The following is a 17252-nucleotide window of genomic DNA, read 5'->3' on the forward strand; positions in this document are numbered from 1 at the left end:
CCACAAGCTAAACGGCAGCTTGTCTCCGGGTGCAGTCGGATACCGGACGGCCTGCTTTCGGCCTCTATTAGGACATTCAAAGTGTCGCTGGCAGCGGCCGCAACTGGCGTTTGACCGACCTTCCAATTTCGCGAAGACTGCCCGGTTGCCCACCCCTCATTAACCATTCGTTAACCATTCCCTCGCTAGCGTTTACCTCTCAGTAAGGATTCGCCAGCCGTGACCTTTGCCGCTCCCCTCGAGGCCAAATCCATTCGCTTTCGTGCCCGTTCTTTCGTCGCTTTCACATTGACCCCGGAAGCGCCCATGGCGGAGTGGCTGCAGGGGCTGGATCACTGGATCGGCAACTCGCCGGGCTATTTTGCCGGGCGGCCGGTGCTGCTCGATTTGAACAGTTTGAAGCCCGCGTCCAGCGAGATCGCGGCACTTGTGGCGGAGCTGGGGACGCGCGGCATCCGCATCTATGCCATCGAGCTGGAAGGGGCTGCGCTCGGGCCTGACCTGCCGCCTCTGCTGGTCGGCGCCAAGGAGGCGACGACGGAGGGGCTGCTGCCCGGCCGCAAGGCGCGCGAAGAGGTTTCCGGCAGGGAAGGCAAGGCCGCCGAGGGCAGGGACCACGGCATGGACGCACGGGCGGACGCCGGCGGCGTTGCCAAGGGCAAGGCTGGCGCAAGCAAGACCGAGGAAAGCGAGCCGCAGGTTTCGCACTACGATTCGGGCACGCTGATGATCAAGGCGCCGATCCGCTCCGGCCAGGCGATCATGCATGCGCATGGCGATGTCATCGTGCTGGGCTCGGTCGCGTCCGGTTCGGAGATCGTCGCCGCCGGCTCGATCCATGTCTACGGCACGCTGCGCGGGCGCGCTTCGGCGGGCGCGCTCGGCAACACCAGCGCGCGCATCTTCTGCCGCCGCAACGAGGCCGAGCTTCTGTCGGTCGACGGCTGGTACATCACCGCCGAGGAGATGGAAGGGGTGTCGCGCGGCAAGCCGGTGCAGGCCTTCCTCGACGGCGAGGGCCTGCGCGTCGAGACTTTGAGTTGAGAACGGCCGTCAGGGCGGCCGACTGAGAAAACTGGCCGGTGCGGCCGACTGAAGGCCGGCAAGCCGGCCCGGCATAACGGATAACAACGGAGGCTTTTTCCATGGGCAAGGTAGTGGTGGTCACTTCGGGCAAGGGGGGCGTCGGCAAGACCACCTCGACGGCGGCGCTCGGTGCCGCCGTGGCCAAGACCGGCAAGAAGGTGGCGCTGGTCGATTTCGACGTCGGCCTCAGGAATCTCGACCTGATCATGGGCGCGGAACGCCGCGTGGTGTTCGACCTCGTCAACGTCATCCAGGGCACGGCCAAGCTGTCGCAGGCACTGATCCGCGACAAGCGGGTCGACACGCTGTTCCTGCTGCCGGCCTCGCAGACGCGCGACAAGGATGCGCTGACGGAAGAGGGCGTCGGCGAAGTCATCGACAAGCTGCGCTCGGTGTTCGACTATGTCTTCTGCGACAGCCCGGCCGGCATCGAGCGCGGCGCGCAGCTCGCCATGCGCTTTGCCGACGAGGCGGTCATCGTCACCAATCCGGAAGTGTCGTCGGTGCGCGATTCCGACCGCATCATCGGCCTGCTCGACGCCCGCACCATGCGCGCCGAACAGGGCGAGCAGATCGCCAAGCACGTGCTGGTCACCCGCTATGACGCGGGGCGCGCCGCGCGCGGCGAAATGCTCAGCATCGACGATGTGCTGGAAATCCTGTCGGTGCCGCTGCTCGGCATCATCCCGGAAAGCCAGGACGTGCTGCGCGCCTCCAATCTCGGCGCGCCGGTGACGCTGTCGGAGCCGCTCAATACCGCGGCCAAGGCCTATGTCGACGCCGCAAGGCGGCTGGAAGGCGAGGATCTGCCGGTCGTCGTCCCCTTCGAGCGCAAAGGTTTCCTCGACCGTCTGTTGGGAAGGAGGGCGGCATGAACGTGTTGTTCGACCTCTTCAAGCGGCGCTCCAGCGCGCCGGTGGCGCGCGAGCGGCTGCAAGTGCTGCTCGCCTATGAGCGCCGCAACCGCAGCCAGCCCGACCTCGTCTCCATCCTGCGCGAGGAGATCATGGCCGTCATCGCCAAGCATGTGCAGATCGACCAGGATTACCTGCAGGTCTCGATGGACCGCGGCGAGACCATGTCGACGCTGGAGATCGATATCCAGATCCCCAACAAGAGCGCCGTGCCGATGGCGATCGCCGGGTAATCTTCACTCTCCCCCTTGTGGGGAGAGTCGCTGCGAAGCAGCGGGGTGGGGGGCCGCGACGCTGCCAGGCCTATACTCCGAAGACTGGCGCGAGGCGCCCCCCTCTGTCCTGCCGGACATCTCCCCCTCAAGGGGGGAGATTGGCAGTTTCCGCGACAGCTCACTCCTTGAGACGTTGTTGGTTGGCGAAAGCCGGCCGGCATCTGATCTCCCCCCTCGAGGGGGAGATGCCCGGCAGGGCAGAGGGGGGCCGTCCCGCCGACGTTGCCAGTCTCCTATAGCCCTTCACGCCACCGTTTGCGCGAGAGAACGAAAGGAGCAAGAGGAGGGCCGGCGCCGCATCTGGAGAGTAAGCGATGGGCACCGGCCCGGGCGGATCGACAGGTCCGCCGCGAAGGAACGGTAGCGAGCTGGCCACCGCGTGGCATTGGTGCGATCGCGCAGGGTGCCAGCGGCAAGTCATGGGCCCTTGATTCGCACAGCCGAAGGCGCACCGGGAAGCGCTGCCCGAATCCATGTCAGTCGAGCGGTTCATGCTGGTAAAGCTCGTCCATGGAGAGCGATGCCAGGGCGCCGAAAGGGGCCTGTTTCTTCACCCGGCCGTCGCTCAGGATCACCACGTCGTCGCAGAACGAGATGGTGCTGTGGTGATGGCTGATGACGATGGTCGTGCGCCGTCCCGCCCTCGACTTCAGGGTCTCGACGATGGCCGCTTCAGACAGCCCGTCGACCGCATTGGTGGCTTCGTCGAGGATGAGCAGATCGGGATCGCGCACCAGGGCCCTGGCCAGCGCGATCCGCTGCCTCTGTCCCGCCGACAGATTGACGCCCCTGTAGCCGACGAGCGTCTCGTAGCCCTGCGGCAGCCGTTCGATGAATTCGTGCGCTTCGGCCAGTCTTGCGGCGCGCTCGGCGTCGCCTGATGTCGCTGCATCCTGCCCATAGACTATGTTCTCGAAAATGGTGCCGTCGACCAGTTCCAGCTCCTGGCTGGCCAGCGCGATGTGGCGCCGCCACTGGCTGGCATCGATCCCGTCGAGCGGTGATCCGTCGACGAGGATCCCGCCGCTGTCCGGTTCCACGAAGCGGCACAGAAGATTGACGATCGTCGTCTTGCCGGCGCCGGAGCGGCCGATCAGCGCCGTCGAGCGGCCGCTGTTGATTGTGAACGTCGCCGCATGCAGCACCACCTCACGCCGGTCGGTGCCGGAATAGGTGAACGTCACTTCCTCGAACTTGATGCCCTGGCGCAAACCGTGGAACGGCCCGTCGCCTTGCGGCGGCCTGGGCTTGCCCGCGGGGTCCAGCATCCATGTCACCTCTTCCAGCGATCCGCTCAGGCCCTGCAACTGGCTCCACGACCCCTGCAGGGCCCGCATATGCGGCTGCAGCCGGTAGAGCAGGATGACGAAGGCGATGATCAGCGGGAAACTCACCTGCGCCAGCCAGGCGCCGATCACCACCGCCAGGAACAGCATGGCGTGGAGAACCTCCGTCAGCGGCGGCAATGCACCCTGGCGGACCTGCAGGACGAAGGAGGCGCGGCGCACCGCATCGGACGCGGTATCGAATATCGCCTTTTCCCGGGCCTCCTGGCCGAAGATGCGGATCAGGCGTCCGGCATGCACCAGATGCAGCATCTGCGAGGCGAGGTGGCTGTTGCGCGAAGCGACGCTGCGGCTGGGGCCTTTCAGGTTGGCCGAGAGGATGGCGTGCGCGATCTGGACGAGCGCCAGTCCGAGCGTGACCAGCAGCGTCATGCGCCATGACAGCAGCAGCAGAAAGGCCAGGAGGATGATGGCGGCCGATGCGCTGACGATCGCCGACAGCATGATCTGGATGGCATCGGACGCCCGCCAGGATTCGTTGGAGATGATGTTGAGCAGCCGCCCGGGGCTCTGCCGCAGGAAGAAGGGATAGCCGACCCGCAGGAGCTGCTCCGACAAAGCGCTGCGGATCGAATGGCTGGCCTTGCCGGAGATGAAGGACGTCAGCAGCGTGTTGGCGAAGGCGAAGACGTTCTTCAGGAGGATCGAGCCGAGAATGGCGGCCGAAATGACGAAAAGCCGGTCGCGCTCGCTGAAGCCCGATCCGACCTGCTGGAGAACAGCGGAGAAGCCGGCCATCCCCGCCGCATCGCCATGTCCCATGATGATGCCCAGCAGGGGGATGATCAGGCCGATGCCGAACCCTTCGAGGGCGGCGCTGACCAGGCCGAGCACCACCACGGCCGGAACCAGCCGCAGTTGCCGCTTTCCGAAAGCGCGGAACAGCATCGGCAGGCCAGGCGGGAGCAATGGCATCAGAGCGGCGCCTCGGCATTGGCTTGTTGATCCTGCCGCACCGGCTCGGCCTGCGGCCGTCCCGCCAGCAGGAGCAACGCGTATCTGGCCGCGCCGAGCAGATTCATGCCGACGATCGGCCAGTGCGACAGGTTAAGTTCGCGATCGAAGGCGGGCCCGCCCGCCAATTCCCGGAAAGCCCCTCTCACGGCCCAGTAGAAATGGCGGAGCAGCCAGGGCGCATGGCGGAGATGTTTCAGGCAGAGCCCGCCATTGCCCAGGCTGTAGTCGCGGTGGAGCTTTTCGATGGCTTTGCGATCCCGCCGGCCATGGTGGTGGAATATCGTCATGTCGGGCACATACTCGACCGCGATGCCGAGCCGCACCGCCCGCACGAGGTAGTCGGTATCCTCCGCCGACCGCAATGGTCCGCCCGCGCCGAAGCGTTCGTCGAAATAGCCGATGCGGGCCGCGACATCGCGGTGCATCGTCATGTTGCAGCCCAGCACGAAGCCGCCGGGATGGATATCGGGCGTCAGCCGCTCGCGCACCCGCGATCGCTTGATCGTGAAAGGCAGGTCCCTGGGATCGCCAAGCTCGACACGGCCTCCGCGGATAAGCCACTGTTCCCCGGAAGAGTAATGTCGTTCCAGGTCGGCGAGATAGTCGCGATGCACCGCGCAATCGTCATCGACGAAGACCAGCACGCGACCCCGCGCGCGCCTCAACCCGGCGTTACGGGCAGCGGCCAGTCCGGGGCGTGGCTCGCAAACGGGCGTGAATGGAATGTCCGACATGGCGGCGATGCTGGCCAGGCGTTCCGCCGTGCGGTCGCTCGAGCCATTGTCGACGACCACGAGCTCGGCCGCGAAGCCGGCATGGGCACGGCACGCGGCCTGCACCGACTTGATGCAGGCCTCGAGCACGGTGACGCGGTTGCGCGTGCAGATGATGAAGCTGACTTCCGGGCCTGGTCGCTCTGCCCGCAGACTGGCCGGCGCGCCGCCAAGCGCCGTCGAACGGTCGCGTTTCAGAGGTTGGTGGGCTTTGACGTTCATGCCTCTAGCCCACCCGATGCGAAGCCAGAACCGCTGCGGCGGGCGCGGATTTGAAGAAGTATTCCACGGCGTCCGCCTGCTTGCCGGCCGACAGCGAGGCGCGGCTGAGCCAGGGAGCCCAGGCGCCGGGCCGCAACGCATATTTCTCGCGGCGGCGGATGGCGTTCCACTTCGCGGTCCGTGTCAGCAGTTCATGCGTCAGCGGCGGCTGCCTTTCGTCGGCGACGAGCTGGTAGAGGAAATAGAACAGGTTGAGCGCGCCGGCCTCGAAGCTCGGCCGCGTCTCGTCCGGCAGCGAGCGGATACGCTCCTCCAGCGCCAGAATGAAATCGGCCGCGCGGGCAACCGTGTCGTGGCTGACGGCTTCGCCGATGTCGTGCAGGTCGCGCGTGGTCCCGGCAAGGCCCTCGCGCTCGAGGTTCTCGGCCACGATGCGCAAATGCGTCCTGCGCATCTCCTTGCTGTGCCGGTGGGTCACGCTCCCCTGATGGATCCGGTAGACGAGCAGGTTTTCGGGCATCATGGCTGCCGGGTAACGAGCGGCCAGCCGCCGGAAGAGATCGAAATCCTCGGCGTGCCGGTAGGTCGGGTCGTAGTGGAGAGCCGCGTCCTCGATGACCTCCCTGTTGTAGACGACCGTCGGGTGCATGAAGATGGTGAAGAACATCGCCAATATGGGCATGCGGCCGAACTGGAACACCGGATCTGGCTTGCCCCTGGCGATACGGCCGCGGATCAGCATGTCGACGCCGGCGCCGCAAAAGCCGAGCTCGGGCCGCTGTTCGAACAGCGCCACCTGGCGCGACAGGCGCCAGGGATAGGCGATGTCGTCGGCGTCCATCCGCGCGACGAGTTCGCCCCGCGCGACCGCCAGCCCTTCGTTGAGCGTCGCGACGAGGCCACGGTTTTCGCGCGAGATGATCGAGACGCGGCTGTCGGCCTGCCGGTATCGCTCGAGGATATCGAGCGAATTGTCGCTCGAGCCGTCATCGATCGCGATGACCTCCAGGCGGCGATAGTCCTGCCGCAGAATGCTTTCCAGTGCCGCGGCAAGGTAGGGTCCGGCATTGTAGATCGGCAGCAGGACGGAGACGAGCGGTGCGGCGGTCATGGTCTTGCATCCGTTCGCGGGAGGTCGAGGGATGGCGCGCGGCCATCGGGCGATCCGCCGGGATAGGCTTGCGCCGGCCTCGCAAACCAGCCGGCATGACCGGCCTGGGCTTGCCGGACATAAGGGAAGTGGCGCTTGAGGCTATTGAGCGGCCTTTCGAAAACCAGCCAGGAAATCGAGGCCACGACAATCGTGGCGGTGCTTGCGACCAGGAACCGTCCTGGTCCTTGCTGCGAGACATTGAGCGGAATCCAGGGTTGCGACTTGACGGCGAGCGACAGCAATATCGGATGATAGAGATAGACGCCGTAGCTGATACGGCCCAGCGCCAGCAGCGGCGGCAGTTCCGCAAACCTGCCAAGGGTGCCGCCAAGGCCGCGCGAACAGGCGGCGACGATGGCCACCAGCGGCACCAGGGGCAGGATCTGCAGCAGCAGCCAGCGGGCCCATTCCAGCGTCGGATCGGGAGGTGCCGGGACAAACCACTCGATGACAAGGAACGCGGCCGCGAAGGCCGGCCAGCCCAGCCGCATCCATTGCGGCAGGCCGGCGCCCCTCGATCGCCAGCAGGCCAGCAGCGCGCCTGACGCCAGCGCATCCATCGACGCTGGCGGCAGCAGGTCGCGCGCCAAAGCCGGAGTGGCGGTCACCGGCCAGTAGAAGCGATAGGCCAGCGACAGCGCGATGACGCCGATGCAGATCTGTTCAAAGCGCCGCCGTGGCGCCAGCAGGACGACCAGCGGCCAGGCAAGATAGAACTGCTCCTCGATGCTCAGGCTCCAGAAATGGCACAGCACCCAGGGGTTCCAGTCATTGCGCAGCGCATACCAGAAATTCGACAGATAGAGCGCATGCCAGAGCAGCGATCCCCTGGACTGTTCCAGGTCGACCAGCCAGACGAAACCCAGCACGGCAAAATAGGGCGGGAATATCCGCAGCGCCCGCCTGATATAGAAGGACCGCAGCGCGGGGCCGGTCTCGAACGCGGCGGCCGAACGCGCCTCCAGAAGTAGGCGCGTGATCAGGAAGCCGCTCAGCACGAAGAACAGCCGCACGCCGATATGGCCCCAGAAGGAAGATCCTCCGGCCGCGAAGAAATGAGAGTACAACACCATCGTCACGGCGATGGCCCTCAGTGCATCCAGCTGGATGTCGCGGGCGTTTGCCATCAGCTTGCGCCCATGTGATGTCCGTGCCGCCTGGCTGCTTCGAGCCGCAGGCCAAGACGAACGATACCTGTCCTCGGCCCGGTACCGTCAAACCCGAGCCCTGCGAGTCCATCCGAGTCAGGAACGAATTCGACGGATGGACAGCTCAAGTTCGTCAAGCTGGCGGAATCCTCCACGGCGTATGTCCAGTCGCAAACGAGTCCCCCAGGGTGATGGTTCGGTCACGGCATTGTGCAGTGCAACACAAAAAATTTAGCAAGCTGAAATACTTGTGTGAGAAAGGCTATAAATTGGCAAAAAGCTGCCATTCTTCCGGCTTCTTGCGATCTTTGACAGGAATTCAACCTTTTGGTTCGAATTGTTCCGATCTACCCGCCTTGGTTGATCGAAAGCATTTCTGCCCTGGGAGGCAGGAGGCATTCGAATCTTCCTAAATAAATCTCGAAATTTGAGAAATCTACATTTTATCTATTGCGGGTCATTCGGAGCTGCCCGGAGAATGAATTGGAATGATTGGCTTTCTGCGGTGCAGCATGGTGGCGAGGCGTCGAGCCTCGAAAGCACGCTCTCCGAGACCAGCCTGCCCGACGTGCTCGACGCGCAGCGTTCGCTCTATCCGGCCGAGGAGTCACTGCTGCGAAGCCGCGTGCTTTTGGCGACCGACTGCATCGCCCTCAACAAGGCGCTCGGCGGCGGCTCGGCGGTGCGGTCGACAGCACGAAACCCGAGATCGCCGACGTCAAGACCGGCCCACGGCTGGCGGTGCAGCGCACGGCGTCGTGAACAAATGTGTAACCAAAATCGGGGGCCGTCCGCTTATGGTGCGATGGAGGCCATGTGATGTCGCGCACCTACGATCTTGCATCCGATGTGGTCCGGCGTGTCTATGAAAGGCGGATAGACGCGCCGGCAATCCTCGATACCGCCACGGAATTTCCGAACGCGGCGAAATTCACCGCTGCCTGGCGCGACATCCGCGACGAAGCGCTTGGCGTGCATCTGGGCAAGGTCCCGCGCTTCCATGACATCATGCCGGAGCAGGCCGAGATATCGGCCAATGACGGTCTCGACTGGCGCATGTTCGTGCTCAAGGCCTATGACATGGCGGTGCCGGAGAACCTGGCGCGGATGCCGGTTCTCAGCCGCCTGCTGGCCGAATGCCCGGAGGTCAAATCGGCGGCTGTCTCGTTCCTCGCGCCGCGCAAGCACATCCCCAGTCATCGCGGGCCATTCCGCGGCATCATGCGGTTTCACCTGGGCCTGGTCATCCCGCGCCAGGCCGATGGCCGCCCGGCAACCATCATGATGATCGACCGTCAGGAGAAACGCATCACCGACGGCGAAGGCATGCTGTGGGACGACACCTACCCGCACGAGGTGATGAACAATGCCGACGAAGCGCGCATCGCCTTGCTGCTCGATGTCTGGCGTCGGGGCATGCCCTGGGACATGGAATTGCTGTCGCGGCTGATCGTGCGTGGTGTGCAGGCGGGCATGCGCCTCAGGGGCGTGTCGTTCAGCGGCTGACCCGGGGGCGGGCGACTTGGCGGCCTAGGGCGAGCGAAACCGATTTGGCGCCCTGACGCGGAGGCATGTGCCAGCATCCTCCTGTATTGTGATGGCAGGCCCGCCCTATCGCTGATACTGATGGCGCTCACACACAGCACAGGCGCCGCAGATGACATCCGACACACAGAAGGCCGAAGCGGTCGAGCAGTTGCTCGATACGCCAGACCTTGCCAGCGCGCTGGAGAGCGAACAGTTCAAGAAATTCCTCGACCAGGTGCCGATCGCCATTGCCGTCTCGGACCTCGGCGCGAAGGAGCGCGTCGTCTATGCCAATCCGGAATTCGAGAAACTGTCGGGCCTGAAGGCGGCCAGGCTGGCCCAGAAGCACTGGGCGGCACTTTCCGGCACTGGCCTGCACCGGCAGAAGGACCGCGCGCTGTTCGAAGCGTTGGTCGAGGACACCGATTTTGTCGGTACGTTCCGGCTGGAGCGGGCCGAGCATACGCCGGCGATCGTCGACGCCTATTCCAATGTCATCGAGGACGACAATGGCAAGGTCTGCTTCCGGCTGGTGGCGCTGGTCGACGTCTCGGCGCATGGCGAGACCGAGGATGCAGCTTCGGTCGAGGGACGCGTGCGCGAGAAGGACACGCTGCTGCGCGAACTGCAGCACCGGGTGAAAAACAATCTGCAGATGATCACCGCGCTGATCCGGCTGGAGACGCGCAACGCGATGGAGCCGGACCAGAAGCGGTTCGAGAGGCTGGCCGGCCGCGTCGACGCGCTGGCGATCCTTTACCAGACGCTGTCGGGCGACGATCACAAGGACGAGGTCGATCTCGGCGTCTATCTCAGCCAGATCGCGTCGGCGGTGATGAACTCGCATGCGGTCGAGGGCATTCGCCTCGACATGAAGGTCGATACCTATCCGGTGTCGATCAACGTCGCCATGCCGACCGGGCTGGTGGTGAACGAGCTTTTGACCAATGCGCTCAAGCATGCCTTCAAAGGGCGCGACGGCGGCACGATCACGCTGCATAGTATCGTGAACGGCGATGGCTGCCGTATTGTCATTGCCGACGACGGCATCGGCCTGCCCGAAGGCGAGACCTGGCCCAAGCCCGGCAAGCTAGGCGCGCTGATCGCGCGTTCGCTGACCGAGAATGCCAAGGCGGAATTCGACGTGAATTCGAGCGCCAGCGAGGGCACGCGGGTGACCATCGTCTTCAAGCGCTCCGTTGCCGCCGCCGCTTAGGCAGGCAGCTCCAACCATGCCGTGAATGGCCGGAAGGGTGTTCCCGACTTCCGGACCCGTTCCAGCGCTTGCCCCAGCCGACTGTCTTCCCGTGCCTCACGACAGGCCTGCCCGGGGAGGCCATAGCTGCCAGCCATGCCGTGGGTCGGGCGGATGCCCGGCATGGCAGGGAAGGGTGAAACAGAAGTGACATCGATGCCAATTGCCAGTCGCGAAGCGGCGCCCTTGCCGGTCGCGGCGCTGATGGGGGCCATGGTGTCGATCCAGATCGGCGCCACCTTCGCCAAGACCCTGTTCCCGGTGATCGGCGCGCAAGGCACGACGACGCTGCGGCTGGTCATCGGAGCGCTGATGCTGATCGCGGTGCTGCGGCCCTGGCAGATGCGGCCGTCGCGCGCCACCATGCCGTGGCTGGTCGCCTATGGGGTGACACTCTGCGCGCTCAACCTCTTATTCTACGCAGCCCTTGCCAGAATCCCGCTCGGCGTTGCGGTGGCGCTCGAATTTTCCGGGCCGCTGCTGGTGGCGACGCTGACCTCGCGGCGCGCCAGCGATTTTGCCTGGATCGCGCTTGCGCTGGCCGGCATCATCCTGTTGTCGCCCTTCATCCATTCGCTGCAGCCGCTCGATCCGACCGGGGTGATGCTGGCGCTGGCGGCCGGCGGCTTCTGGGCGCTCTACATCGTGCTTGCCCAGAAGGCGGGTGCGGAGCTCGGCACCCGCACCACCGCCTATGGCATGGCGATCGCCGCCGTTCTGGTGCTGCCCTTCGGCGTCGCGCAGGCGGGAACCGGGCTGCTGGCGCCGTCGATCCTGGTCAGCGCGCTGCTCGTCGGCCTGTTTTCCAGCGCATTGCCGTTCTTCCTGGAGATGGTGGCGCTGACCCGCATGCCGGCCCGCATCTACGGCACGCTGACCTGCCTGGAGCCGGGGCTCGGCGCGCTGGCCGGCTTTCTGTTCCTGCACGAGAGCCTGACCCCGCCGCAGCTCGCCGGCATCGCCGCCGTCATCGTCGCGGCCGCCGGCACAGCACTGACCTCGAAGCCGCCGGTGCCTTCGCCGGAGTAGGGGGACGCCAGAACACGGACCGCACGACGTCAATTGGCGTGAACCGGCGGCCTGCTGCCGTCAGAACTTGACGCTGAGGTTGGCCTTGGCGCCGTTGTCCGCCGCGCCGCCGCCGAACTGCCCGGTATAGGACAGGCCAAGCGTGGCATTGGCCGACATTCTCATGTCGAAGCCGGCCTCGATGATCGCGCTGTCCCTGGCGATCGGCACGCCGGCGATGGTGAAGGCATCGCCGCCGGCGAAGGCGAAGTTTGAGCTCGGCGTGACATCGCCGAAAGCGTGGCGCCAGCCGAGCATGCCGCGTGCGGTGGCATTGACGCCGCCGAGCGCGAAATCGGTCGAGCCGCGCAGGCCGAGTGTGGTGAAGGTGGCGTCGGTACTGGTGCCGGCGCTGGTCAAGGCCGCCGCACCGCCGGTTTCGCTGAAGCCGTCCGTGTGCACGCTGACATAGGCGAGATTGGCGAAGGGCTCGAACTTGAATTGTCCGGCATCGGCCTTGTAGGCGAATTCGCCGAACATCTGCGCGGTGCCGGCGTCGTAGTCGGCCGACAGCGCATCCGTGAAGCCGTTGAAGGCGACGGAGCGATGTGTCGAAAGGCTGCTCCAGCTGTAGGCCGCACCAGTGCGGAAGGCGATGGCCCCCCAATTGGTGCCGCCATAGAGGCCGAGATGGTAGCTGTCGCTCTTGCCGGAGGAATTGCGATCGTCGGCATCGAAGCTCGAATGGCTGTAGCCGCCCAGAACACCGACGCGCCAGCCTCCGACCAGCGTGTCGGCGCCGGCCAGCAAGCCGCCGGTCGAGCGGTCGAAGGCGGCGGCGTTGCCGTCGCTGTCTGCATTGCCCCAGGAGCCAAAAGCCTGGCCCCAGACGGCAAAGCGATCAGTGTCGGCGGCGACCATTTCGGGACCGCCTTCGTCATAGGCCATGACCGGCAGCGCTGCCGTGCTGCCATCGCCGAAAGCTGAAGCGATGCGGTTGGTGGCGGCGTCGCGAACGAAGCGGGAGTCCTCGAGCAGCATGCCCTTGGCCGAGGCATGGATTTCGCCCGAGAGCTGGTCGAAGGCGTTCTGGGCGGCTGCTTCGCTCGGCAGGCCCATGATGGCATCAAAGAGCGGATTGCCAGCCCCCAGGCTTTCGGCGCCGCCGCCGGTGGCGATCTGGTTGGGCGTCAGGCCGACCTCGGCGAAGGACTTCGCCTGCACCACATCGAGATAGACATGCGTCGCGTCGTAATTGGCGACAAGGCCGACGAACGGACCGGCCCCGGTGAGCGTGTAGGTGCCGATGACGCCCGTATCGGCTTGCAGGACCGTGTAATGCGTGCCCAGCACGTAAGGCGCGGCATCCGTCTTGACCACGTCGAGGACAGCGCCCGCGGCGATGGTCGCCGTGCCCGTCGCCTGGATGAGGTCGGACTGGCCGGCGGTGGTGAGTTCGACCTGGTAGACCGAGCCCGCTGCCTGGTCGATGTCGCCGGCGACCTTGAGGGTGCCGATCGAATTGCCCGGTGCGATGATGCCGCCCGACTGGGCGACGATGCCGCCCACCGTGCCGTTGCCGCCCAGCGTGCCGCCCGAGATCGTCACCAGCGAACCGGCCAGCGAACCGTTCACTGCCAGCCGTCCGCCGCTCACATTGGTGGCGCCGGTGAAGCCGCTCGAATCGGCGGTCAGGTTCGTCGTGCCGGCGATCTGGTTGATCGTCCCCAGCCCGCTGATCGTGGCGCCGAACGCGTAGTTGGCTCCGGTGTGATTGAAATTGAGCGTGCCGACGCCACTGCCGAACTGCAGCGCGGCCGGGCCGAAAACGCCGGCGCCTGTGGCCGCGGAACCTGCCGCGGCGCCGATGTTGAGCGTGCCGGTGGAACCCGCGTGGCCGGCAATGGTGACGATGCCGCCCGCCGAAACCGTGCCGCCGTTCGAAATCGTCAGTGTGCCCGATCCGTCGAGGCCAACAGTAAGGCCCGCGCTGCTGGTCCAGGTCGAGCCTGCGCCGTCGACCGTCGCTGTGCTGGTCGAGCCTGGATTGAAGCCGACATAGCCCCAAGCATTGCTGACCGCGCCGCCCTTCAAGACGTTCAGTTCAGCGGTTCCGAGGTTGCCGATATAGAGGTCGCCGCTGTTGGCCCAGGCAGAGTTGGCATCGCTTACGGTCACGACGCCCTTACCCGTACCGCCATTGCCAACGGTGCCGCCCACGCTCTTGACGGTGCCGCCGTTCGAGATGGTCAGCGTGCCGGTGCCCACCGTGCCGACGAACAGCGCCGAGCTGTTGATCCAACTCGAGCCGGCGCCGTCGACGGTCGCCGTGCCGGTTGAGCCCAGCGATTTCCCCAGGTGGCCGACGGTGTTTTTCACGGTGCCGCCGCCCTGGATGGTCAGCGTGCCGACACCGCCGCCGCTGACGCCGAGATAGAGACCTGAACTGCTGTTCCATGTCGAGCCCGCGCCGGTGACCACCGCGGTGCCGGCGGAGTAGTTGCCGAGATAGCTCAGAACGCTGTTGACGGTGCCGCCGTTTGAAATGGTCATCGTGGCGGTGCCGCTCCGGCCGACAACGAAGAGACTGCCGCTGTTGGTCCAGGTCGAGCCGGCGCCGTCGACGAACACCGTGCCGGTCGAGGCGGCACCATAGCCGATGGTGGTCGAGGCGCTGCTGACGACGCCGCCGTTCGAGATCGACAGCGTGCCCGTGCTGAGGCCGCCGACATACATGTCCGCGCTGGTCCAGGTCGAGCCGGCATTCGCGACGGACACCATGCCGGTCGAGCCAGCCGAATTGCCGATATAGGCCGTGGCGTTGCTGACCTTGCCGCCATTGGTGATCGCCAGAGTGCCCGCGCCGAAATCGCCAACAGCCAGGTTGGAACTGTTGGTCCAGGTCGAGCCGGCACCGTCGACGAACACCATGCCGGTCGAGCCAGCCAAGTTGCCGATCTGGGCCGCGCTGTTGCTGACGGCACCGCCTTTGGAGACCGTCAACATTCCCGTGCCTTGATTGCCGACGAGCAGATTGGAACTGTTGGTCCAAGTCGAGCCGACGCCGTCGACGGACACCATGCCGTTGGAGTCTGCATACGAACCTATGGTGCCCGTGGCGTTGCCGACCGCACCGCCCTTGGTCACGGTCAGCAAGCCGGTGCCGTTGTCGCCGACAGTCAGATTCCCGCTGTTGGTCCAGGCCGAGCCCGCGCCCGAGACCATCGCAGCGCCGCTGGAACTGGAGTACTCGCCCACGGTTCCATCAACATTGCCGACCGTGCCGCCATTCGTGATGTTCAGGATGCCGGTGCCGTTGAAGCCGACATACAGGCTGGAGGCGACGGTCCAATTGGATCCCGCACCGTCAACCGTCACGGCGCCGGTGGAGCCTCCGACATAGCCGAGCGCAGCGGCGCCGCCAGTGCTGACCGCGCCGCCCTTCAGAACGTTCAATGTCCCGTTGCCGGAGTTGCCGACATATAGGTCCGAGCTGCTTGTCCAGGTCGAACCCGCACCGTCGACCGTCACCGTGCCGTTGGAGCCCGCATGCCAGGCGATGGTGCCGACGGCATTGCTGACCGCGCCGCCCTTGGTGATAACAAGCGTGCCCGTGCCATGTTCGGCTACGTACAGGTCGCCGCTGTTGGTCCAGGTCGAGCCGATTCCGTCGACGGTCGCGGTGCCGGTGCCGCCGGAGCCGACATGACCCACGGTGTTGCTGACGGCGCCGCCGTTCGAGATCGTCAAGGTGCCGGTGCTGCTCGGACTGGCGGCAAGGAAAAGGTCCGAACTGTTGTTCCAGGCCGAGCCTGCTCCGGTCACCGTCACGACGCCGTTCGTGTCCGAAAGATAGCCCAGAAAGGCGGCAGTGCTGACGAGCGTGCCGCCGTTTTTGATCGTCAGCGAGCCGGTGTGGCTCGCAATGGTGCCGAGAAACAGATAGTGCGCGGCCGCATTTGCCCCGTCTATCACGGTCGGATTCGGGAATGTCGCATTGAGCGTAACGTCGTCGCTCGAGGTGGGGACAGCGGCGGGGTTCCAGTTTCCGACGGTGAACCAGTCGGTGGAGGCGGCACCGGTCCAGTTATCGGCAGCCGAGGCAGTGAGTGGCTGGCCAAGCCAGACCAGCGCGGTCGACGTCAGCATGAGATGCTTCAACGCCTTCGCCTTGCGGCCTCCAAATTCGTGCTGCGGCATGCAATCCCCTGATGTGGCGGTCGTTTCGCCCTGACCCGACATGTCATCGGCGTCGGGCTGTTGTCTTGGGCAGGGCCGCACCGGAATTGGACTGGAGCGAGGTGCGGCGGCTTTTCCGCGCACTGTGATGGTTTGGCACCATCGGGCCTCTCGGGTGCGGCCGACCTCCGTCTCGAAGGGAAGGGAAATTGCGCCGCCCGTCCGGCAGCGGAACCTTCCGGATCTATCGCACGCTTGTCGGCGTTTGGCCGAAGCGGCGGCGGAAACAGCGGTTGAAGTAGGACACATCGCTGAACCCGTTCATCAGCGCTATTTCGCTGATGCGCATGGCGTCATTGTGCCGTTGCGAGAGCATCTTGCGTGCTCCCTGCAGGCGCTGTTCGAGAACACGTTCGGAGAAGCTGATGCCTGTCTCCTGGAGCAGGTCCTGGACATAGCGCGCCGACAGCCCGAGTTCTTTGGCCACGCCTTGCGCGGAGATGCCGGGATTGGCGAAGCCTCCGCGAATTCTAGTCAGAATCGCCTGCGTGCGTACCGCACGTAGACCTCGCGCATCCGCGTTGTCGTGCGCCGTCACAGGTGCGGCAATGGAAGCGGTGGCGGCGATCAGATCGGCAATATGATCGGCCACGAACTGCATGGTCGGTTGAGACTCGGCTTCTTTCTCATCGGCCAGAACACCGACATAGGCACGAACAAGGGCGTTGATCATCATGGAGCCAGACACGACGGTCATCAGGCGATCCTCAAACCCCGCATATCGCTGACGCACGCGTTCTCGATCGGTCTGCACGGCGATCAGGCAGCATTGCCCGTCGCTCACACGGATGATTGAGGGAGCGCTCTGCTCGACGAGAACGGACGCGCCTGGACTGAGGTCGACGCTCCTTCCCGACTGGTCAACGCTGAGCGGGGAGTGTCCGGCATTGAGAAGCAACACGACATTGTTGGTGCCCTGGGCCGCAATGTCTTCAGGGGTTCTCGATATCGATTTGACAGTGCCGTGGATCGTGCCCACCGAAACGTCGCGAGCTCGAACAATCCTCAGCTCGCCTTCGAACGACCTGCCGATGGCCGGATCTGCACGCAGACGGGCATAACCGGATGTCAGCGATGAGATCCATTGCTCTTTCTGGATTTGTTCGCCGCCGATCAGGTCGCTGGAATTGTAGATAATCCTGTGCAAGCATCCCTCAGAGGAATACGGCCTTTCGGAAGAACTGCCTTTCGAAGCCGCGATCGAAGCGCCAAGATGCTCCGGCAAATCAACCGATGAAAACACCGTCTTTCGTGACAAGGAAGCGCCCCCGCTGAACCCGCAGTCTCAAAAAAATCGAACGCGGCGCTTTCCATTCCGGGAATAACCAGCGACATAGGTCGCCAAGCGT

Annotated in this window: 13 protein-coding genes; 7 read left to right on the top strand and 6 right to left on the bottom strand. The window is 65.0% G+C overall.

Translation table 11 applies throughout. The annotated features are described in order from the left end of the window. Positions 1-219: 219 nt before the first annotated feature. The 3 genes from minC (at position 220) to minE (ending at position 2233) form a co-directional block, all read left to right on the top strand. Positions 220-1044 carry a septum site-determining protein MinC gene (gene minC / locus JG746_RS14480; protein ID WP_202358744.1) on the top strand — a complete coding sequence of 275 codons (825 nt, stop codon included), beginning with the start codon at positions 220-222 and terminating at the stop codon, positions 1042-1044. A 101-nt stretch (positions 1045-1145) separates the two neighbouring features. Beyond that, complete coding sequence (minD, locus tag JG746_RS14485) at positions 1146-1961, top strand: septum site-determining protein MinD (protein ID WP_202358745.1); 816 nt, start codon at positions 1146-1148, stop codon at positions 1959-1961. Beyond that, the gene (minE, locus tag JG746_RS14490) at positions 1958-2233 is read left to right on the top strand and encodes a cell division topological specificity factor MinE (RefSeq protein ID WP_202358746.1); all 276 of its coding nucleotides are present in this window, start codon (positions 1958-1960) and stop codon (positions 2231-2233) included. The genes minD and minE overlap by 4 nt, the downstream gene beginning before the upstream one ends. 518 nt (positions 2234-2751) lie before the next feature. Here minE and JG746_RS14495 read toward each other — a convergent pair. Genes JG746_RS14495 through JG746_RS14510 form a run of 4 tightly spaced genes read right to left on the bottom strand, consistent with a single transcriptional unit; the run spans position 2752 to position 7853 of the window. Next, entirely contained in the window at positions 2752-4536 is a 1785-nt protein-coding gene (locus JG746_RS14495; RefSeq protein ID WP_446721199.1) for an ABC transporter ATP-binding protein, read from the bottom strand. Then, complete coding sequence (locus JG746_RS14500; RefSeq protein ID WP_202358747.1) at positions 4536-5573, bottom strand: glycosyltransferase family 2 protein; 1038 nt, start codon at positions 5571-5573, stop codon at positions 4536-4538. Before JG746_RS14500 ends, JG746_RS14495 begins: the two co-directional genes overlap by 1 nt. Positions 5574-5577: 4 nt before the next feature. Further along, positions 5578-6684 carry a glycosyltransferase family 2 protein gene (locus JG746_RS14505; protein ID WP_202358748.1) on the bottom strand — a complete coding sequence of 369 codons (1107 nt, stop codon included), beginning with the start codon at positions 6682-6684 and terminating at the stop codon, positions 5578-5580. Continuing rightward, complete coding sequence (locus JG746_RS14510) at positions 6681-7853, bottom strand: acyltransferase family protein (protein WP_202358749.1); 1173 nt, start codon at positions 7851-7853, stop codon at positions 6681-6683. The genes JG746_RS14505 and JG746_RS14510 overlap by 4 nt, the downstream gene beginning before the upstream one ends. Before the next feature lie 499 nt (positions 7854-8352). Here JG746_RS14510 and JG746_RS14515 point away from each other — a divergent pair, with 499 nt between their 5' ends. The 4 genes from JG746_RS14515 (at position 8353) to JG746_RS14530 (ending at position 11685) form a co-directional block, all read left to right on the top strand. Continuing rightward, positions 8353-8694: a hypothetical protein gene (locus JG746_RS14515; RefSeq protein ID WP_244730807.1), complete on the top strand. Its 342-nt coding sequence runs from the start codon at positions 8353-8355 to the stop codon at positions 8692-8694. Next, positions 8694-9380, top strand: coding sequence for an aspartyl/asparaginyl beta-hydroxylase domain-containing protein (locus tag JG746_RS14520; protein ID WP_202358750.1), 687 nt, complete (start codon positions 8694-8696; stop codon positions 9378-9380). Before JG746_RS14515 ends, JG746_RS14520 begins: the two co-directional genes overlap by 1 nt. Before the next feature lie 151 nt (positions 9381-9531). Next, a complete protein-coding gene (locus JG746_RS14525) occupies positions 9532-10617 on the top strand; it encodes a histidine kinase dimerization/phosphoacceptor domain -containing protein (RefSeq protein WP_202358751.1) in 1086 nt (361 codons plus the stop codon). A gap of 186 nt (positions 10618-10803) precedes the next feature. After that, positions 10804-11685, top strand: a complete 882-nt coding sequence (locus JG746_RS14530) for an EamA family transporter (protein WP_202359363.1) — start codon at positions 10804-10806, stop codon at positions 11683-11685. 60 nt (positions 11686-11745) lie between these two features. Here the strand turns inward: JG746_RS14530 and JG746_RS14535 are convergent, their stop codons facing one another. After that, positions 11746-15864, bottom strand: coding sequence for an autotransporter outer membrane beta-barrel domain-containing protein (locus tag JG746_RS14535; RefSeq protein ID WP_202358752.1), 4119 nt, complete (start codon positions 15862-15864; stop codon positions 11746-11748). Positions 15865-16087: 223 nt separating this feature from the next. Further along, positions 16088-17161, bottom strand: a complete 1074-nt coding sequence (locus JG746_RS37140; protein WP_244730808.1) for an AraC family transcriptional regulator — start codon at positions 17159-17161, stop codon at positions 16088-16090. Between the last annotated feature and the right edge of the window lie 91 nt (positions 17162-17252).

The sequence above is a fragment of the Mesorhizobium sp. 113-3-3 genome, assembly GCF_016756495.1.
Lineage (GTDB): Bacteria > Pseudomonadota > Alphaproteobacteria > Rhizobiales > Rhizobiaceae > Mesorhizobium.

Excerpts from the sequence above, each read along its gene's own strand:
- minD (WP_202358745.1), top strand. The coding sequence starts at position 1,146 with ATGGGCAAGGTAGTGGTGGTCACTTCGGGCAAGGGGGGCGTCGGCAAG.
- minE (WP_202358746.1), top strand. The coding sequence starts at position 1,958 with ATGAACGTGTTGTTCGACCTCTTCAAGCGGCGCTCCAGCGCGCCGGTG.
- JG746_RS14495 (WP_446721199.1), bottom strand. The coding sequence starts at position 4,536 with ATGCCATTGCTCCCGCCTGGCCTGCCGATGCTGTTCCGCGCTTTCGGA.
- JG746_RS14500 (WP_202358747.1), bottom strand. The coding sequence starts at position 5,573 with ATGAACGTCAAAGCCCACCAACCTCTGAAACGCGACCGTTCGACGGCG.
- JG746_RS14505 (WP_202358748.1), bottom strand. The coding sequence starts at position 6,684 with ATGACCGCCGCACCGCTCGTCTCCGTCCTGCTGCCGATCTACAATGCC.
- JG746_RS14510 (WP_202358749.1), bottom strand. The coding sequence starts at position 7,853 with ATGGCAAACGCCCGCGACATCCAGCTGGATGCACTGAGGGCCATCGCC.
- JG746_RS14515 (WP_244730807.1), top strand. The coding sequence starts at position 8,353 with ATGAATTGGAATGATTGGCTTTCTGCGGTGCAGCATGGTGGCGAGGCG.
- JG746_RS14520 (WP_202358750.1), top strand. The coding sequence starts at position 8,694 with ATGTCGCGCACCTACGATCTTGCATCCGATGTGGTCCGGCGTGTCTAT.
- JG746_RS14525 (WP_202358751.1), top strand. The coding sequence starts at position 9,532 with ATGACATCCGACACACAGAAGGCCGAAGCGGTCGAGCAGTTGCTCGAT.
- JG746_RS14535 (WP_202358752.1), bottom strand. The coding sequence starts at position 15,864 with ATGCCGCAGCACGAATTTGGAGGCCGCAAGGCGAAGGCGTTGAAGCAT.